Source organism: Megasphaera sp. AM44-1BH (genome assembly GCF_003467125.1).
GTDB lineage: Bacteria > Bacillota > Negativicutes > Veillonellales > Megasphaeraceae > Megasphaera.
In genome coordinates this window covers 1-16,479 of the sequence record NZ_QSFA01000020.1, presented here as the reverse complement: position 1 = coordinate 16,479, position 16,479 = coordinate 1, and the positions used below count along the sequence as shown (strand labels likewise).

Annotated in this window: 20 protein-coding genes, 1 tRNA gene and 1 pseudogene; 4 read left to right on the top strand and 18 right to left on the bottom strand. The window is 51.9% G+C overall.

The window, feature by feature from the left end; all coding sequences use genetic code 11:
* The 16 genes and pseudogenes from DW949_RS11340 to cobU all read right to left on the bottom strand — a co-directional run bounded on the left by DW949_RS11340 (position 1) and on the right by cobU (position 10,614).
* Positions 1-873: an NAD(+)/NADH kinase gene (locus tag DW949_RS11340; RefSeq protein ID WP_118023328.1), complete on the bottom strand. Its 873-nt coding sequence runs from the start codon at positions 871-873 to the stop codon at positions 1-3.
* Positions 874-881: 8 nt separating this feature from the next.
* Complete coding sequence (locus DW949_RS11335; RefSeq protein WP_118023327.1) at positions 882-1,685, bottom strand: TlyA family RNA methyltransferase; 804 nt, start codon at positions 1,683-1,685, stop codon at positions 882-884.
* 12 nt (positions 1,686-1,697) lie between these two features.
* Positions 1,698-2,582, bottom strand: a complete 885-nt coding sequence (locus DW949_RS11330; RefSeq protein ID WP_118023326.1) for a polyprenyl synthetase family protein — start codon at positions 2,580-2,582, stop codon at positions 1,698-1,700.
* Positions 2,579-2,830: an exodeoxyribonuclease VII small subunit gene (xseB, locus tag DW949_RS11325; protein WP_118023325.1), complete on the bottom strand. Its 252-nt coding sequence runs from the start codon at positions 2,828-2,830 to the stop codon at positions 2,579-2,581. Before xseB ends, DW949_RS11330 begins: the two co-directional genes overlap by 4 nt.
* Entirely contained in the window at positions 2,796-4,022 is a 1,227-nt protein-coding gene (gene xseA, locus DW949_RS11320; protein WP_118023324.1) for an exodeoxyribonuclease VII large subunit, read from the bottom strand. Before xseA ends, xseB begins: the two co-directional genes overlap by 35 nt.
* Positions 4,019-4,972: a peptidase gene (locus DW949_RS11315; protein ID WP_118023323.1), complete on the bottom strand. Its 954-nt coding sequence runs from the start codon at positions 4,970-4,972 to the stop codon at positions 4,019-4,021. The genes xseA and DW949_RS11315 overlap by 4 nt, the downstream gene beginning before the upstream one ends.
* Positions 4,973-4,978: 6 nt before the next feature.
* A complete protein-coding gene (gene nusB / locus DW949_RS11310; protein WP_118023322.1) occupies positions 4,979-5,413 on the bottom strand; it encodes a transcription antitermination factor NusB in 435 nt (144 codons plus the stop codon).
* A 139-nt stretch (positions 5,414-5,552) separates the two neighbouring features.
* On the bottom strand, positions 5,553-5,732 hold the full coding sequence (locus DW949_RS11305; protein WP_118023321.1) for a hypothetical protein: 180 nt from the start codon (positions 5,730-5,732) through the stop codon (positions 5,553-5,555).
* Positions 5,729-6,100 carry an Asp23/Gls24 family envelope stress response protein gene (locus DW949_RS11300; RefSeq protein WP_118023320.1) on the bottom strand — a complete coding sequence of 124 codons (372 nt, stop codon included), beginning with the start codon at positions 6,098-6,100 and terminating at the stop codon, positions 5,729-5,731. Before DW949_RS11300 ends, DW949_RS11305 begins: the two co-directional genes overlap by 4 nt.
* A 77-nt stretch (positions 6,101-6,177) precedes the next feature.
* Complete coding sequence (gene efp / locus DW949_RS11295) at positions 6,178-6,735, bottom strand: elongation factor P (RefSeq protein WP_118023319.1); 558 nt, start codon at positions 6,733-6,735, stop codon at positions 6,178-6,180.
* 16 nt (positions 6,736-6,751) lie between these two features.
* Positions 6,752-7,816 carry a Xaa-Pro peptidase family protein gene (locus DW949_RS11290; RefSeq protein ID WP_118023318.1) on the bottom strand — a complete coding sequence of 355 codons (1,065 nt, stop codon included), beginning with the start codon at positions 7,814-7,816 and terminating at the stop codon, positions 6,752-6,754.
* A 74-nt stretch (positions 7,817-7,890) separates the two neighbouring features.
* Complete coding sequence (locus tag DW949_RS11285) at positions 7,891-8,415, bottom strand: 16S rRNA pseudouridine(516) synthase (protein ID WP_370448750.1); 525 nt, start codon at positions 8,413-8,415, stop codon at positions 7,891-7,893.
* A gap of 69 nt (positions 8,416-8,484) precedes the next feature.
* A pseudogene (locus DW949_RS13995) lies at positions 8,485-8,553 on the bottom strand (hypothetical protein); the annotation flags it as partial.
* Between the two features lie 71 nt (positions 8,554-8,624).
* Positions 8,625-9,284 (bottom strand): histidine phosphatase family protein, encoded by a 660-nt coding sequence (locus tag DW949_RS11280; protein WP_118023317.1) that lies wholly within the window; start codon positions 9,282-9,284, stop codon positions 8,625-8,627.
* Between the two features lie 23 nt (positions 9,285-9,307).
* Positions 9,308-10,039 carry an adenosylcobinamide-GDP ribazoletransferase gene (gene cobS / locus DW949_RS11275; protein WP_118023316.1) on the bottom strand — a complete coding sequence of 244 codons (732 nt, stop codon included), beginning with the start codon at positions 10,037-10,039 and terminating at the stop codon, positions 9,308-9,310.
* A 2-nt stretch (positions 10,040-10,041) separates the two neighbouring features.
* On the bottom strand, positions 10,042-10,614 hold the full coding sequence (gene cobU / locus DW949_RS11270; protein WP_118023315.1) for a bifunctional adenosylcobinamide kinase/adenosylcobinamide-phosphate guanylyltransferase: 573 nt from the start codon (positions 10,612-10,614) through the stop codon (positions 10,042-10,044).
* A gap of 196 nt (positions 10,615-10,810) precedes the next feature.
* Here cobU and DW949_RS11265 point away from each other — a divergent pair.
* A tRNA-Val gene (locus DW949_RS11265) sits at positions 10,811-10,887 on the top strand.
* A 62-nt stretch (positions 10,888-10,949) separates the two neighbouring features.
* Positions 10,950-11,588 (top strand): YigZ family protein, encoded by a 639-nt coding sequence (locus tag DW949_RS11260; protein ID WP_118023314.1) that lies wholly within the window; start codon positions 10,950-10,952, stop codon positions 11,586-11,588.
* Between the two features lie 144 nt (positions 11,589-11,732).
* Here DW949_RS11260 and DW949_RS11255 read toward each other — a convergent pair whose 3' ends face one another.
* Positions 11,733-13,571, bottom strand: coding sequence for a DUF4127 family protein (locus DW949_RS11255; protein ID WP_118023313.1), 1,839 nt, complete (start codon positions 13,569-13,571; stop codon positions 11,733-11,735).
* A 198-nt stretch (positions 13,572-13,769) separates the two neighbouring features.
* On the opposite strand from DW949_RS11255, the gene DW949_RS11250 reads away from it, so the two are divergent.
* A complete protein-coding gene (locus tag DW949_RS11250; RefSeq protein ID WP_118023312.1) occupies positions 13,770-15,167 on the top strand; it encodes an ATP-binding protein in 1,398 nt (465 codons plus the stop codon).
* Positions 15,168-15,177: 10 nt separating this feature from the next.
* Here the strand turns inward: DW949_RS11250 and DW949_RS11245 are convergent, their stop codons facing one another.
* The gene (locus DW949_RS11245) at positions 15,178-15,843 is read right to left on the bottom strand and encodes a trimeric intracellular cation channel family protein (protein WP_118023311.1); all 666 of its coding nucleotides are present in this window, start codon (positions 15,841-15,843) and stop codon (positions 15,178-15,180) included.
* Between the two features lie 83 nt (positions 15,844-15,926).
* Between DW949_RS11245 and tadA the strand changes: the two genes are divergently transcribed.
* Entirely contained in the window at positions 15,927-16,382 is a 456-nt protein-coding gene (gene tadA / locus DW949_RS11240) for a tRNA adenosine(34) deaminase TadA (protein ID WP_118023310.1), read from the top strand.
* Positions 16,383-16,479 lie beyond the last annotated feature (97 nt).

Below are 16,479 nucleotides of genomic sequence, written 5' to 3'. Positions count from 1 at the left end.
TCAATCATTTCCCATCATTTTTGTAAACAGATTTTTATAAAAATAGTTTTTGCTGAACCGGACCAGCTTCAGCGTTTTATCCGATTCATGAATCTGAAGCATCATGTGTTTGGTAAATTCCTGATCCATCATGCCATCGACGGATATGCGGATACCGTTGCGGCTGTTGGCGACAGACAGGGAGATCCGGTCTTTGTGATGCAGCACCAGTGGCACTTTTAGGAGCAGATGGGGACAAATGGGCGTCACCATGAGGCAGCGCACTTCCGGGGATACAATAGGACCGCCGGCCGAGAAGGTATAGCCTGTCGATCCCGTCGGTGTCGATACGATAAGTCCGTCACCGGGGAATTGCTGGACAAAGTGGTCGTTGATGCTCATATCGACACGGATGAGCTTGCCTACGTTGCCATGGCCGATGACGATATCATTGAGAGCATCGGGCAGTACCTGGACTGTCCCGTCTTCGTAATCCAGTTCGGAATGGAGCATCATCCGTTCTTCGAGAAAATAATGTCCGTCCAGTATGTCGTGAAACCGCTGTTCCAGATTCCGTGTTTCCACTTCATAAAGGAAACCCAGCGAACCCAGGTTGACGCCGCAGATAGGGATCCCGCTGTCAGCAAATTGGTTGGCCAGTTTGAGAATCGTTCCGTCGCCACCGAGAACCATAGCAATATCGATATTATCAAAGAGTGTCATCCGGGGACGCAGATGTGCGGCATCGATATGATGATAAAAATCCTGTGTACTCTGTGCCACGTAGGCCGGCAGAAAATACGGCAGATTATGGTGTTCACACAATCCGATGAGTTTGCGCACTACATGAGTGCTTTCTTTTTTGACCAGATTCGGAAAAATACCGATACGCATAGAATCACCTACATTTCATGAGACAGACGGACCACCTCATCAATGATATCGTCCGTGATGTCATCGTGGCATATTTCTTCTTTACGGCTGTATAACAGATATTCAATATTGCCATCGGCTCCCTTGATAGGAGAAAAAGTCAGCATGAGCGGAGATATGCCAAAACCGGCAATGCCGCTGATAACCTGGCGGAGCACAGCGCGATGTACTTCTACATCGCGGACAATGCCGCCTTTTCCCACATGCTCCCGTCCGGCTTCAAACTGCGGCTTGATCAGTGTAACCATGCTGCCGCCCATACGCAGCAGCTGGGAAGCTGCCGGCATGATTTTGAGCAAGGAAATAAACGACACATCGACAGAAATAAAATCGACGGGAGCCCCGATATCCGCCACGGTTACATTGCGGATATTGGTCCGTTCCATGTTAATCACCCTGTCATCGGTACGCAGTTTCCAGGCCAGCTGGCCATAGCCCACATCGACGGCATAGACGCGGGCGGCACCATTTTGCAGGGCACAGTCTGTAAATCCGCCCGTAGAGGCGCCAATGTCCATCATGGTCACACCGGTCAGGTCAATAGGAAATACTTCCATCGCTTTTTCCAGTTTCAGACCGCCCCGGCCGACATAGGGGATGGGATTGCCTTTGACAATAATATCCACATCGGGAGACAATTTAGTCCCCGCCTTATCCTGACGCTGGCCATCGACAAATACCAGGCCGGCCATAATCGTTGCCTTGGCCTTTTCTCTGCTTTCCGAAAGGCCCCGTTCTACGAGCAGGACATCCAATCGTTCCTTATGCTGCATGCTCCCGCCTCCTCAGCTGACCCGTGTCAGCATATATGTCACCAGATCGCGCAGGAACCAGGCGTCGTCGCCCAGCAGCTGTACTGCTTTGACAGCTTCCGCAGCGGCCTGTTCTGCCATACGCCGGGCTTCTGGCAGAGAAAAAATCGTGACATACGTTGCCTTATTATTTCTGGCATCGCTGCCGACAGGCTTGCCCAGTGTCTGTTCATCGCCTGTAAAGTCCAGAATATCGTCAGTAATCTGAAATGTCAGTCCCATCTGGAGGGCATAGGTATCAAAAATACGCCGTTGCTTTTCTGTAGCGTCTCCCAGAATGGCTGCCAGATTGATGGCCGCTTCAAAGATAACACCTGTTTTCATGCGGTGCAGAAGCTTCAGCCCGTCAAGGCCGATAGACTTATTCCCTTCACTTTCCAGGTCAAAAGCCTGACCGCCGACCATACCGGCCGGTCCGGCTGCTCTGGCAAACACAGCGATGCACTGGCGCAGCTTATCTGCGTCCAGCCCGGTCTGGCGTGCCATGAGTTCAAAGGCAAAGGTCAGGAGACCGTCCCCGGCCAGGGTTGCCAGTCCCGCTCCATATACGACATGATTGGTCGGTTTGCCCCGCCGCAGATCATCGTTATCCATACAGGGCAGATCATCATGAATCAGGGAATACGTATGGACGCATTCAAGTGCGCAGGCTACGTCGAGATATGGCTCCGGGTCTTTTCCCAGTGCTTCCAGCGTAGCCAGGAACAAAACAGGGCGCAGCCGTTTCCCACCGGCAAGGAGGCTGTAATTCATGGATTCGTATAGACGGGAAAACTGGGGTACATTCGTCTGAAGCAACGTCGTCAGGCGCTGATCGACCATCCGTTTTTTATCCTGTAAATAATCCTGTATCGTCATAAGTCGAGAGTCCCCTCCTCTGTCAGCGTATCTGTATCCGGCCCTTTCTGCATGTCTGCCAGGACCTGAGCCCGCTGCCGGGCATATTCCAGCGCACTTTCGCAGGACTGGGACACTTTGATCGCTTTTTCAAACAATTCCAGTGACTGGGCCAGTGTCAGATCCGGTGATTCCAGATTCTGGACCAGTTTTTCCAGTGTTGCATAATTCGTTTCAAAGTTTTTTAGTTTTGCGTTTGTCGCTGCCATGGATCGTTACCTCTTTTATTTCCGTTAGAATGGTTCCTTCCAGAAGTTGTATCGTCAGCGGCCGTTCCTGCCGGAGCAATTTCATATCCGTCAGGACATGACCGTCCTGCTCCAGCTGTCCGTACCCTTTCCGTACGAGCAAAGCCGGATTCATGGCACTGAGCGATGCTTTCAGTGCCTGCAGCCGTCCCGTCTCCCGGGTCAGCTTCAGATCCAGATGCTGCCGGGCCAGACGGATCAGCTGGGAAACAGATTCATCCTTCATCGTCAGGAAGTCATCGTAGCGCCGGGTCTGTAGCGCCGCTACGGTCCTTCCCAGTTCCCGTTCCAGGCGATTCAGCCGCTGGATAACAGACTGATACGCCTGATCTGCCATAGCCGCCAGGTCCATCTGGATTTCTTCAAAATCGGGAAATGCCAACTCCGCCGCATGGGTCGGGGTCGCAGCCCGGACGTCAGCAGCATAGTCGGCCAGAGTCGTATCGGTTTCATGACCGATTGCCGTAATGACCGGCACCTGCGCATCGTAAATGGCCTGTACGACCTGGGGGCTGTTGAAGCACCACAGGTCTTCCATGGAGCCGCCACCACGGGCCAGGATGAGCACGTCGAGAGACGGATCCCTGCCGGCTTTCTCCAGCGTCCTGGCAATGACCGTTTCGGCACCCGTCCCCTGTACGGGAACGGGAAACAGGCGGATTTCCACATAGGGATTGCGTTCTGCCGCTATTTTATGGATATCGTGCAGGACTGCGCCTGTTGCCGAAGTGAGGACACCAACAGTCCAGGGAAACCGGGGAATGGATTTTTTGTGCTCCGGCGCAAAATACCCTTTTTCATAGAGTTCTTTCTTAATCTTTTCGTATTGCTGCTGTAGCGTGCCTACGCCGCGGGCAAAGAGCTTTTCTATGATAAAAGACACGGTACCGCCTTTTTCATAGACATTGACAGCCCCTATGACCACGACCTGATCTCCTTCCCGCACGCCGTCCATGGAATGACCCACACGGCTTCGGAACAGAATGGCCCGGATAGAACACGTTTCGTCATGGAGATTCATATAGTAATGGCCGTTCGACGCCCGTTTCAGACCGATGATACTGCCTTCCATAGCAATACTCTGCAGGCGGTAATCGCTCTGCAGATCGTCTTTGATGCGCCGTACGACCTCTGTTACCGATGCATATTTCATAAGTGGCCCCTTTCCTTCCAGAATGCCCAGAATGCGGCACCAGAGGCATTATCGGCACTGTACCCGTCGGGGGCCAGGATGACCTGGACATGGTGCCGGCCCGCATAACGCAGCAGCTGGCTGCGGAGAAATCCGTTGCTCATGACGCCACCTACGGCAACCAGCTTGTCCATGCCGCTGGCAAGTCCTGCATCGAGCAGCTCCTGAAGGCCGTTCCATACGGTCCTGAGGGTCCAGCAGCTCATGGCACAGCAATCGGCTGTACCGCTGGCTATCTGACGCTGGGCCTGCGATTCCGGACCGGAATAGCTAATTTCACCATCGCGGCAGAAGACACGGCTCCCTTTGATGTCCATGGATCCTTTCCGGGCCATTGCATCGAGATGCACGCCTGCGGGAAAGGGAAATCCCAGGGCGACACCGACGCGGTCAATAAATTGTCCGGCACTGATGTCACTGGTCCCGCCGATACGGGAAATAGAAAGGCCCTCCTCGTCGGCAACAGCATGCAATAAGTCCGTCGTCCCGCCGGACAGGTGGAGTCCCGTAAACGGAGCTTCCGGTACAGTCCCCAGCGGTCTCAGGGCTGCCAGGAGATGGTTTTCCTGATGACTGATAGGGTACAATGGCACCTGCAGCATCGCTGCCAGGCTCCGGGCACACCCCAATCCGGCAAGGAATGCCGGCATATAACTGTCTTCCCGGCGCCGGGGCTGATCGGTCACTCCGATGGCACCAATGCGGTTGCCCTTGAGCGCCGGACGCAGCCGTTCCATGAGTTCCGGCAGATTACGCGTATGCTGGTAGACCATATGGGACTGGGAGAGACCGCGGCCGCCACTGGGTACAGTCAGAATACGCCGTTCATCCTGTACGACACGGCCATCGTCACCGAGAAGGCAGACTGACGTAGTATAGCAGCTTGTGTCGATTCCCAGATAGAGATTCATACTCTCTTACTTCCTTTGACGCACATAGGCACCTAAAATACCATTGACGAACCGGGATGACTTATGGCCGCTGAATTCCTTGGCCAGTTCAATGGCTTCATTGAGAACGACGGCATCGGCCATACGGGCATCTTTCGGATAAATGAGCTCACACAGTGCCAGACGCATGACATTCTTGTCCGCCCGGTTCATCTGGGAGACGTCCCAGCCTTTGGCCAGAGACTGGATAATCTGGTCAAATTCGTCCATATGTTCTGTCGTCGTCGTAACCAGGTAATTGCAATATTCCTCTTCATCCTGTACGGCCGGATTATGTTCCTCGTCTGTACCATTCACAGAATTGAGGATTTCTTTTTCCTGATACTGGATATCGTCTTTTCCATGAAATTCTCTGGAAAATAAAATTTCTATCGCCATCTGGCGTGCTTTATGTCTGCTCACGCGGACCTCCTATCCGGATTATTCCTTCAATACAACATCATCGACTGTCACATGGACTTCCAGTGTCTGAGGAGCTGCCATTTCCTGCAGTACTGCCGCTGCATGCTCCTGGACAGTCCGTGCCAGTACACACAAATCATCACCGTAATATCCATATACGTGGATATCGGCAGTCAGTACACCCTTCGTGCTGGCGTACGGCCACACTGCGGCCTTTGGCGGGAATCTGATCAGAGAGTTCCTGCAGCGCCAGTGACACGACCTGGACATATACGGAATCATTGACAAAAAATTCAACGTCTTTTGTTTCGCCAGTCATTGTCCTGCCTCCTTGTCTGCCGGGAAGACAATCCCCGCTATCAGAATATGGACGGCATCGACCTGGCAGCCCGTATCGCGTTCTACCGCCTCTTTGACCGCTTTCTGCACCTTGAGGGCTATATCGGGGATACGGTATCCGCTTTCCACGATGAGGCGCAGCGTGATTTCCACCGCATTGCCACTGATATGGGTTTCGGCTCCCTGGGATAAACTGCCCCGTCCCAGGCGGCGGGCTGCCGATTCGGCCAGTGTCGCATCCAGGGCATGGACATGGGGCACGAGGGCTGCCGTCCGGGCGGCAATAGACGAAATAGCCTTGTCACTGATATGAATACTGCCCAGAGCATTCGTTTTTGTCGTTTCCATATGCGTCACCTGACTATAAAAAAGAGGCTGGCGCAAGAAGACTTTCACTTCTCACGACAGCCCCTTGCCATGACAACTTATGCTCTGCCGATATAGTTCCCTGTACGGGTATCGATCTGGAGAACTTCGCCTTCATTGATGAAGAGAGGTACCTTGACGACATAGCCGGTTTCGAGAGTAGCCGGTTTGCTGCCGCCTGTAGCCGTATCACCGCGCAGGCCTGGATCGGTCTTGACGACCTTCAGTTCGACTGCGGCCGGAAGATCGATACCGATGACTTTGCCTTTGAACATCATGACGGAAACGTTCATTTCTTCTTTCAGGAAATTAACAGCGTCGCCGAGGCTTTCTTTGTTCAGTTCGATCTGTTCATACGTTTCATTATCCATGAAACAGTACATGCCTTCGTTTTCATAGAGATACTGCATCTGACGGCGGTCTACATGGCCTTCCTGTACTTTTTCACCGGCATTCCATGTACGTTCGACAACCGAACCGGTTTCCAGATTCTTGATTTTGGCACGGACAAAGGCAGCGCCTTTACCGGGCTTTACATGCTGGAATTCAACAACCTGCCATACCTGGCCGTCAATTTCAATCGTTACACCTGGTCTGAAATCATTACTTGTAATCATCTGTTAACTCCTCCTACTATAACTCCATCAAATCTTTTGGCGTTTTGGTTAAGATTTCACAGCCATTGGCTGTCACGGCAACGGAATCTTCGATGCGGACCCCATATTTGCCTTCTATGTACAGCCCCGGTTCTACCGTGACTATCATATTTTCTTTCAGGACACCGGTACTGCGCGGTGACAGGACCGGTTCTTCATGGATTTCAAGCCCCGTCCCATGTCCCAGGGAATGGGTGAAATACTGTGATACATGACGGGCAGCGAAATAATTGCGGACGACGAAATCGACATCCTTCCGGCTGGCACCGGCACGGACGGCGGCAACGCCTTCTTTCTGGGCAGCGAGAATCATATTATAGAAATCCCGCTGGTCCCGGCTCGCTTTACCAACAACGACGGTCCTGGTAATGTCGGAATGATACCCTTCCCAGACGGCCCCGAAATCAAAGGTAATAAAATCTCCTTTTTCGATGACTTTGGGACTGGCTGTGCCATGAGGCATAGAGGAACGGACACCGGATGCAACAATCGTCGTGAACGATTTTTCTTCCGATCCGGCAAGCAGCATATTGCTTTCCAACCGGGCTGCCAGTTCTTTTTCCGTCACTCCCGGCTTGATATACGGCAGAAGGTCGGCGAATGCCTGGCCGGCAATGGCACTGGCTTTCCGCGTAGCCGTCAGTTCGAACGGTTCTTTGACAGCACGCAGGACGTTGAGGTTGTACCCTTCAAAGTCACATTCTGTCTGCTGTGCAATCTGTTCAAACATCATATGAGTCAGAAAATTGCTTTCATATACGACAGCCTGGGCACCGCCTTCATACAGGCTCCGGGCTATGCATTCTGCCAGCCGGCCCTGGTGATTCCCGATGGCATACCAGGTGCCGGACTGACCAGCTGCCTGTTCCGTATACCGCGAATCGGTCCAGAGAACGGCCGTCGTGCCGGTCACGACCAGCGCACCTTCTCCACCGGTAAAGCCACTGAAGTACCGAAGATTCTCTGGCTGCATAATGATGACACCGTCTGCCGTATGTTCCTGAAGGAACTGGCGCAGCCGGTCTATTCTTTCTCCAATCATGCTATCACCTGATTTTTTCAGTCTACACCTTATCATATCATATAACAGAGGCGTTGAAAAGGAAAAATTCTCATTCAATCCGTTTCAGCTAACCGGAATACGGCATCCCGTTCCGTTTCTGTAAGGGAGCGCCACGTGCCCGGCGTCAGTGTCTCATCGAGAGAGAGACTTCCGATGCGCACGCGGTGCAAGGCTTCCACCGTAAGTCCTACAGCGGCACACATGCGCTTTACCTGATGGAATTTCCCTTCCTGTACGGTGATGGTCAGTTCCCCTTCTCCTGAGCAGACCGCCTTTGCCGGCAGGCACACCAGCCCATCGTCGAGGACCAGGCCGGCGGCAAACCGTTCCCCTATATCTCCGGGAACAGAACCTGCCACACGGGCTATGTAGACCTTGGGGACGTGTTTTTTAGGCGATGTAATGCGATGAGCCCATTGCCCGTCATTGGTGAGGAGAAGCAGCCCCGTCGTATCTTTGTCGAGGCGTCCTACGGGAAACAGCCCGGCACCAGAAAACTGGCGGGGCAGCAGGTCGATGACCGTACGGGCATGAGGGTCTTCTGTCGCCGACAGGATACCTTCCGGCTTATACAGCATGAGATAATAAAATTTCTCATAAGATACAGGCTCTCCTTTGACGGTCACCGTATCACGGCCGGGCTGTACTTTCAGGCTGCTGTCCCGGCAGGATATGCCATTGACGGCTACGGCACCGGACCGGCACAGCTCCCTGATTTCTTTTCTGGTTCCTCATCCCGTATGGCCCAGTAATTTATCGAGACGTATTGTATCTGCCATGCCATCACCTACATGACATTGTGCTGCCGGCCGTACCATTGCGGCTCATACCCTTTCATCCCTTCCAGATGCTGGGTACAATTCATGAGCGTCATGACACTGCGGCTGCCGTAATATTCGATAATCGTAAACGCCGTATTATACTGCTGGAAGCACCAGAGCTTGCGGAAATCCAGTTCCAGCAGGCCAAACAACAGGCAGCGGATGGCTGCACCATGGGAGACGATCATGACCGAATCCCCGTCTGCATGATGGCTGAGCAGTTCCTTCGTCTTCTTTGTAATGCGGTCCCGGACTTCAAGGAACGATTCGCCGCCCCGAGCCCGCATCTTGCCTTCCGATGCATAAAAGGCTTCGATTTCTCCCGGCCATTCTTTGGTGATTTCGTCATACGTATGGCGTTCCCATACACCAAAGCTGATTTCCCGCAATTCCGGATATTGCTGCACCGGCAGATGATGTGGTTCTGCAATGATTTCGGCCGTCGTATAGGCACGCGACAGCGTACTGGTATAAATTGCATCAAAATGAATATCTTTCATAAAATGGCTCAGGCGCCGGGCCTGTTCTATTCCCGTAGCATTGAGGGGCACGTCCGATGCGCCCTGGAACCACTGCTGGGAATTGCCATCGGTTTCACCGTGACGGACGAGATAAAGCTTGATCATGTATCTATATTCCTTTCCTGTAATCAATATATAGCGGCACAGAAGCCGAGTAACAGCAATTCGCTGCATTCCGTAACGGCACCATAGGTGTCACCGGTTACGCCGCCGAGATGCCGCACAATATAGGTATTGAGTATCAGACTGGCTGCCATGGCAATGCCGAGGAAGGCCAGGTACAAGAATCCTCCCACCAGGGCCGGCGGCAGGGCTGCCAGAAATCCCAGAGCCAGCGTATACGGCGGGGCATAGGCAGCAAAGGCCTTTCCCAAGCCTTCCGGACGGGCATAGGGAAATTCCAGTACGCTCACCAATGTGCCATAACGGGCCGCCGCCGGTATGCCAAGGAGTGCCGCATAGGCTGCCGGTCCTTCTATGTTTGCCAGAAAACAAATTTTCAGCAATGCCAGAAAGAAGAACGCCATGACACCATTGGAACCGACCCGGCTGTCTTTCAGTATTTCCAGCATCCGTTCCCGGCTGCGTCCGGAAAAGAGGCCATCGGCCGTATCCATGAATCCGTCGGCATGGAGTCCCCCTGTAATGAGAAACCAGGCAATGATGACGCATACGGCCCGGTAAAACCCGGAGAGGGCCATTCCCGTGACGAACCAGCACAGGCACAGGCACAGGCCGATGCAGCATCCTACCAGGGGAAAGCAGCGCAGCGATGCGCCAAAGGCCTCATTCGTCCAGATCAGATGCCGGGCCAGCTGTATGCGCGTGAGGAACTGGAGAGCGATGAGAAAACTCGTCATGGCTATTCCTCCCGGACTGGCAGCGTAACCTGCCGGCTTTTGATTTCTATAGTAATGCCACACACACTCAGGTAGACTTCATCGGCAGCGGCAGCCGTACGCTGGTTCAGAAAGCCGATGAGATCACGGTACTGGCGGCTCACTTTCGCCATGGGGACGATGCCCGACCCCAGTTCATTGGTAACAATGACAAAGGTCCCGCCAGGGCGCTGCCCTGCCGTCCGGAGCACCTTGTCCCATTCTTCTTCCGCTTCTTTCAGGATATGGGAGAAATCATCTCCGTCCCGCTGCAGCAGGAAATTGGAAAAATACAGGGTCAGACAATCGAGCAGGATGTGATCCGCCTGCTGCAAAATAGACGCAATGCGGTCTCTCAGTCCCGACGGGACTTCAAAGGTCTGCCACGATGCCGGACGGCGGCTGCGGTGCCGGGCTACCCGGTCAGCCATCTCGTCATCCAGGACCTGGGCTGTTGCAATATACCCATGGCGTCCAGGACACGCCTCCAGATACTGCTCAGCAAACTGACTCTTGCCACTGCGGGCGCCTCCCGTAACTAAAACAATGCGGGCCATTCTCCTTCCCCCTTTCCAGCACGATAGACATATTATACTACTGAACAGATGCCTCTGCCAACACGCTTCCGCCCGAAAAGCCCCGACCTTCCGCATATGCACAGGGCTTTTTTTGGGGAAAGAAAAAATTTTGTACGTTTTTTGTAAAAGATGCTTGACAATACGCGCAGAATTGAGTATACTAAACGAGTCGCATGGGGGTATAGCTCAGTTGGTTAGAGCGTCACGTTGACATCGTGAAGGTCGTTGATTCGAATTCAACTATTCCCACCAATGAAACCAGGACCGCCGGAATCCGGCGGTCTTTTTATATACGTATATGAGGAAATCCGATTATGACCAGTCCGCACATTACGTCCGTTTACGGCAGTGCCGAAGCGGAATATACCATAAAGAAATCACGGTTTCTCGCCCATCTTAAAGAAGTATCCAGCGAAGAAGAAGCCTCTGCTTTTATTGAATCCCGACGCAAAGAATTCTGGGATGCCCGGCACAATTGTTACGCCTATCAGATTGGTCCTAGTGGTGCCATCCAGAAATCCAGTGACGACGGCGAACCTTCGGGAACGGCCGGACGGCCGATGCTGGAAGTATTGAAAAAAAACGGGATTACCAACACCGTAGTTGTCGTCACCCGGTATTTTGGCGGCATCAAACTTGGCGCCAGCGGCCTCATACGGGCCTACAGCCATAGTGTTTCCCTGGGCCTTGCGGCCGCATCCATTGCCGATTATCTTCCTTATCAGGTCATAAAAGTTTCTGTTCCCTACTCCTTTGTGAGTACCATAGAACGGCTGGCACCAGCGCATGCCATACGCATTGCAGACCGAAACTTTGCCGCCGATGTGACGTTTACCCTTGAAATACCGGAAGAACAGACTGATACGGCAATCCAGGCCATTACGAACGCGACTAATGGCATAGCTGTCTGCACGGCAGAAAAGACACGGGTCATCCCCGTCGTACGAACGTAACAAAACCGGCAAAAAAAGCCCCTGGATGTGCACATCTTCCCTCGTGCACATTCAGGGGCTTTTTGCCGGTTCATATATTTTCTTCTATTTTCTTCTGCACCCGTTTTTTCTAAAACTGCAATCTGTAAACTATCTTTTTCTGTCCTAATCTTTAGGCACCCAGGTACGGTTATTCTGAGCCTGCTCTTCTTCCCGGGCCAGCTGCTGGGACTGCAGTTCTGCTTCATACTGTTCCCGGGCAGCCTGTTCGGCCTGTTCCAGCTCTTCTTTTACTTTCGGATCTATTTTGGCATTTTTATCCTTGACCGTTTTCTGTTTTTCTGCTTCCAGAGCCTTGCGGGCTGCTTCCTGCTGGGCTGCCAGACGATCCAGTTCTTTCTGGCGCAGTCCCTGCCGCACGTCACTTTCCAGGCTCACATCGGGCTGGGCATGGACATCGACATAGACTTCAAACAGCCGGTTCCACGGGAATGTGACATTGACCGTACGGGGATCGATGCCGAGATAGGTCTGGGCATACCGCTGAAGCTGCTCTTTCGTGCGGCTCTGCATTTCACTCATGACCGTCGGATAGTATTTCTGCTCCGTATTGGCCTCTACCTTCTGCTGGAGCCGGTAAATATAATCCCGGACATTCGCCTGATACGCCCAGTTGTCCAGATACTGGGTCGTCAGCATACGCTGATGGGCATCGGGAGTCATATACCGGGCCAGAAGCCCCTGGGATATGCCATAGCCGACAGAGTTGCTGGCTGTATTCCATCCATTATACGCTGCCAGCTGATACATCATCTTATCCTGATACAGCCCATATATCAGGGTATTGTCCGATCCATTAGAAAAAGCCATATCGACGAGGCTGACAGGAATATTCTGGGCTATCGCCTTTTCTATCTGCGTAAGGAATGTCCGCGTCGAATCGAGCATGATGGGGAAATTTTCAAAATTGCCCGATTCCCGCGTCGATGTCGTAAGAGGCGTATTGACGGCCAGCAGCAGGTCCGGTTTTTCCTTGTCCGTTATCGTTCCGCCGATAGCTTCGATATGGGCAGCAATGGTCTTGCCAATGGCCTGCCCATCATAACTCGGTACGGTCTTTTCCCCTCCGCCGAGAGGATAAATGACCGTCACCTTGGGATGATAGTTGTTGAAGTCATTATTCGCCCGCGTAATGAGCAGCAGGCCCAGCTGATCGGCCCCGGGGAACGACCCGAAACTGGTCTTAGGGATGTCAGCACCTGCCTGTTCCAGATACTTCGACTCTAACGACGACTGGGTACGGACAGAATTATCATCATGGCCCAGGCTGTAATAGGTGAATATGCCTTTCCTGGCATCATTGATCAGGCGGTAATTGATGGCCATATTCTTCTTGCGGCGGCTGAACCAGTCCTGCAGATACTCCGCCGGGACGCGGCGCATAATGCTGAACCAGTCATTTCGTTCCTGTGGTGTCAGGCCTTCTTCATCCATTTTAGCCTGAAGCGATGCCAGTTCATAAATATCACTGCCAGCCTTGAGATAGTAATCCGGTTCGACGCCCTTGCCACCTGCCCAGGGACTGCGCATGACCGTACTAAAGGCATAAATCGGCACCTTATTAAATTTGCTGTGCAGATTTTCCACCTTTTCCAGACGGGCCAGCAGGGTATCCATGGAGAGGTTATGTTTGCGCGAATCGACCAGTCCCCCATAGACCAGGGAATCCACTGACAGTACCATGGCATCGGCTTTGCCGGCATTTTCTTCTACCCATTCCATCAGCTTATCGGGAGAACCCTGGAAGTTAGATCCGGACAAATACCGGTCTGGCGGCGTTATCACTGTATATCCGGCATCTTCGGCCGTACTGACCGTATAGGCAAAGTCAACGGGACGATTATCCTGCGGCACATATAAAATCGTTTTAGCCAGGGCTGCCGGGCCGGAACACAGGCACAGGGATACGACAACGGCGCCTAAGACCTTACGAAAACTATTCAACACTATCACCTCTGAAGACGCAGAAATAGAAAAAATTATCAGTTTATTATACCAGATTTACGGTCTGCCATGCAAATAATTTCAGAAACGTCGTCGCGTCGTCTCTTTAAGGCTTTGGTTATTGCAAATAAGGTGAAACACAAGTATAATACTTATAAGTATTATACTTGTGTTTCACCTTATTTCGTGGAGGTTATCATGATTGGCAGAAAACAGGAATTAGACCTTTTAGAAAAATTGTATACGTCTCCTTCTTTTCAATTCTTGATTATGTATGGTCGCCGCCGCGTCGGAAAAACGACAATTCTGCAAAAATTTGCCCAGACCCATGATTGTATTTTCTTCCCAGCCCAGGAAAAGAATGATGCCCTCAATCGGGAAGATTTTTCACGAACGGTCCAGGAATATTATACGGATGATTATATTGCTCCATTTCCTGACTGGGAAAAAGCCCTGTCGTTCATAGATAAACACTCCGGGCCAGACAGACGTACCGTGCTGATTATTGACGAATTCCCTTTTCTCGCTGAGCAGAATCCTTCCATAAAAAGTATATTCCAGCACACCATCGATCATAGCTGGCAAAATAAAAATATTTTTCTCATTTTCTGTGGCTCCAGTGTTAGTTTCATGATCAATGAAATCATGGGATACAAAAGTCCCTTGTATGGCAGGATTACATCCCATCTGGAAGTCAGACCATTTGATTATCTGGAAAGCGCTGCTTTTTTTCCTGACTATTCTCAGGAAGAGAAATTACTGGCTTATGGCATTCTCGGAGGAATTCCCCGCTATCTCAGGGCATTCAATCCCTCTCAGAGTATTACGGAAAATATTGCCGGACACATTTTATCGGAAAATTCCTATCTCCATGATGAACCCCAGCTGCTTTTACGCATGAAACTACGGGAGCCGGGCATATACAACAGCATCCTTGAGGCCATCGCCAATGGAGCTAATAAGGTTACCGCCATTTCTGACCGTATCCACGAAGACCGCAGCAAATGCACAAAATATCTGCAAGTACTGCAAAATATCCGCCTCGTAAAAAAAATAATCCCCTGTGGCCAGCCCAGCACCAGTAAAAAGGGAATATATACGATAGCTGACCATTATTATCGGTTTTGGTATCGTTATACGTTCTCGCAAAAAAGTTACTATTTTCTCTTAGGAGAACGAAAAGCTGCCCAGGAAATCATGGACAGAATTTCCGATTATATGGGACCTGTATTTGAAGAAATCTGTACGGAATATCTCCGGCGTCAGGCTAAAAATCACGCACTCCCTTTTATCCCGGCAGCTATCGGCAAATGGTGGGGCACCAATCCCATCCGCAAGCAACAAGATGATATAGATATTCTGGCATTGGATAAAACGGGAAAGGAAGGTCTGTTCTGCGAGTGTAAATTCCGGAACCGCCCTATGCCCATGGAAGAATATGATGATTTAGTACAGGCTGCCGCAGCCTTTCCCAACGTAACACAAAAACACTTCTGTTTTTTCAGCAAAGGAGGTTATACCCATCCCGTCATCGACCGTGCCAATCGTGAAGGAGCCAGGCTGCTGGGGATAAAAGAGTTATTTGAAATACAATAGCGAAGTGATTTCAGAAACGCTGTCCCCTCTTGCGCCGCTTGACCCGGGGCAGATTCCAGTGATAGCGGATGGCAAGGAGACGGACACCAACGGTCACGGCAAAGCAAATGATGGACGCCACATCAGCCGGCTGGCCCAGGGGAATATATAGGACATAGAGGACGATAGCACCGATAAAGGAAGCCGTGGCATAGACGTCCTGAATCAGTGTCGCCGGAATGCGTCCGGCCAGGACATCGCGGATGATGCCGCCACCGACGGCCGTAATCAGTCCCAGGGCGATGCACAGGACCCAGTAATCAGAAAACATATAGCAGCCCAGCAGCGTACCCGTAACGGTAAATGATCCAAGGCCGATGGCATCACATATGAGATACAGGTTAATAGACGCATGCATGAGGCGGTGGCGGCGGTGCGTATCCATATAGCGCAGGAAAAAAATAGTCAGCCCTATAGTCGCGATGATAAGCCAGAAATACATGCTATTCTGGAAAAAGGCCGGAGGGATCCGTCCCAGGATAAGATCGCGCACGATTCCGCCGCCGACAGCGGTCGCTGCAGCCAGAACAAAAATGCCAAATATATCCATGCGCCGCAATACGGCAACCAGTGCCCCCGACAGGGCAAAGGCCACGGTCCCCAGAATATCGAAAAGCTGCCACCAGAGTGATTGCATTATACTCCACCATCCTGTACAATAAAATCAGTTTATCTGATAGTAACCTATCATGAATACCAAAAAGAATCAAGGACATCATTATGACAAAAGATGAATTTTATATGGGCAAAGCCCTGGAAGAAGCCAAAACGGCCTTTGCTGTCGGTGAAATCCCTATCGGCGCCGTGATTATTTATCAAAAGAAAGCCATTGCCCGTGCCTACAACCTGCGGGAAAGCCTGCCCTGTGCCACAGCCCATGCCGAACTGCTGGCCATCGAAAAGGCCTGCCGCGTCCTGGGCCGGTGGCGCCTGTCGGGCTGCACGCTTTACGTTACCTGCGAACCCTGCCCTATGTGTGCCGGAGCCATCGTCAACAGCCGCCTGGACCGGGTCGTCTACGGCTGCGCTGACCCCAAGGCCGGCGCCGTCCGTTCCTTGTTCCAGCTGGCCGACAGTCCTCTCCTCAATCACCGGGCAGCCGTAACCGCCGGCGTCCGGGCCGATGAATGTGCCGCACTCCTGAAAGATTTTTTCCGCAGGAAACGGGATAAATAACGACCTGCGCCAGAAGAAAAAAGGCTACAACAAAGTGAGCTGAAAAACTCTGAACTGCTCCCCGTCAAGAGGACAATAAAAAATATAAGATTTTTTT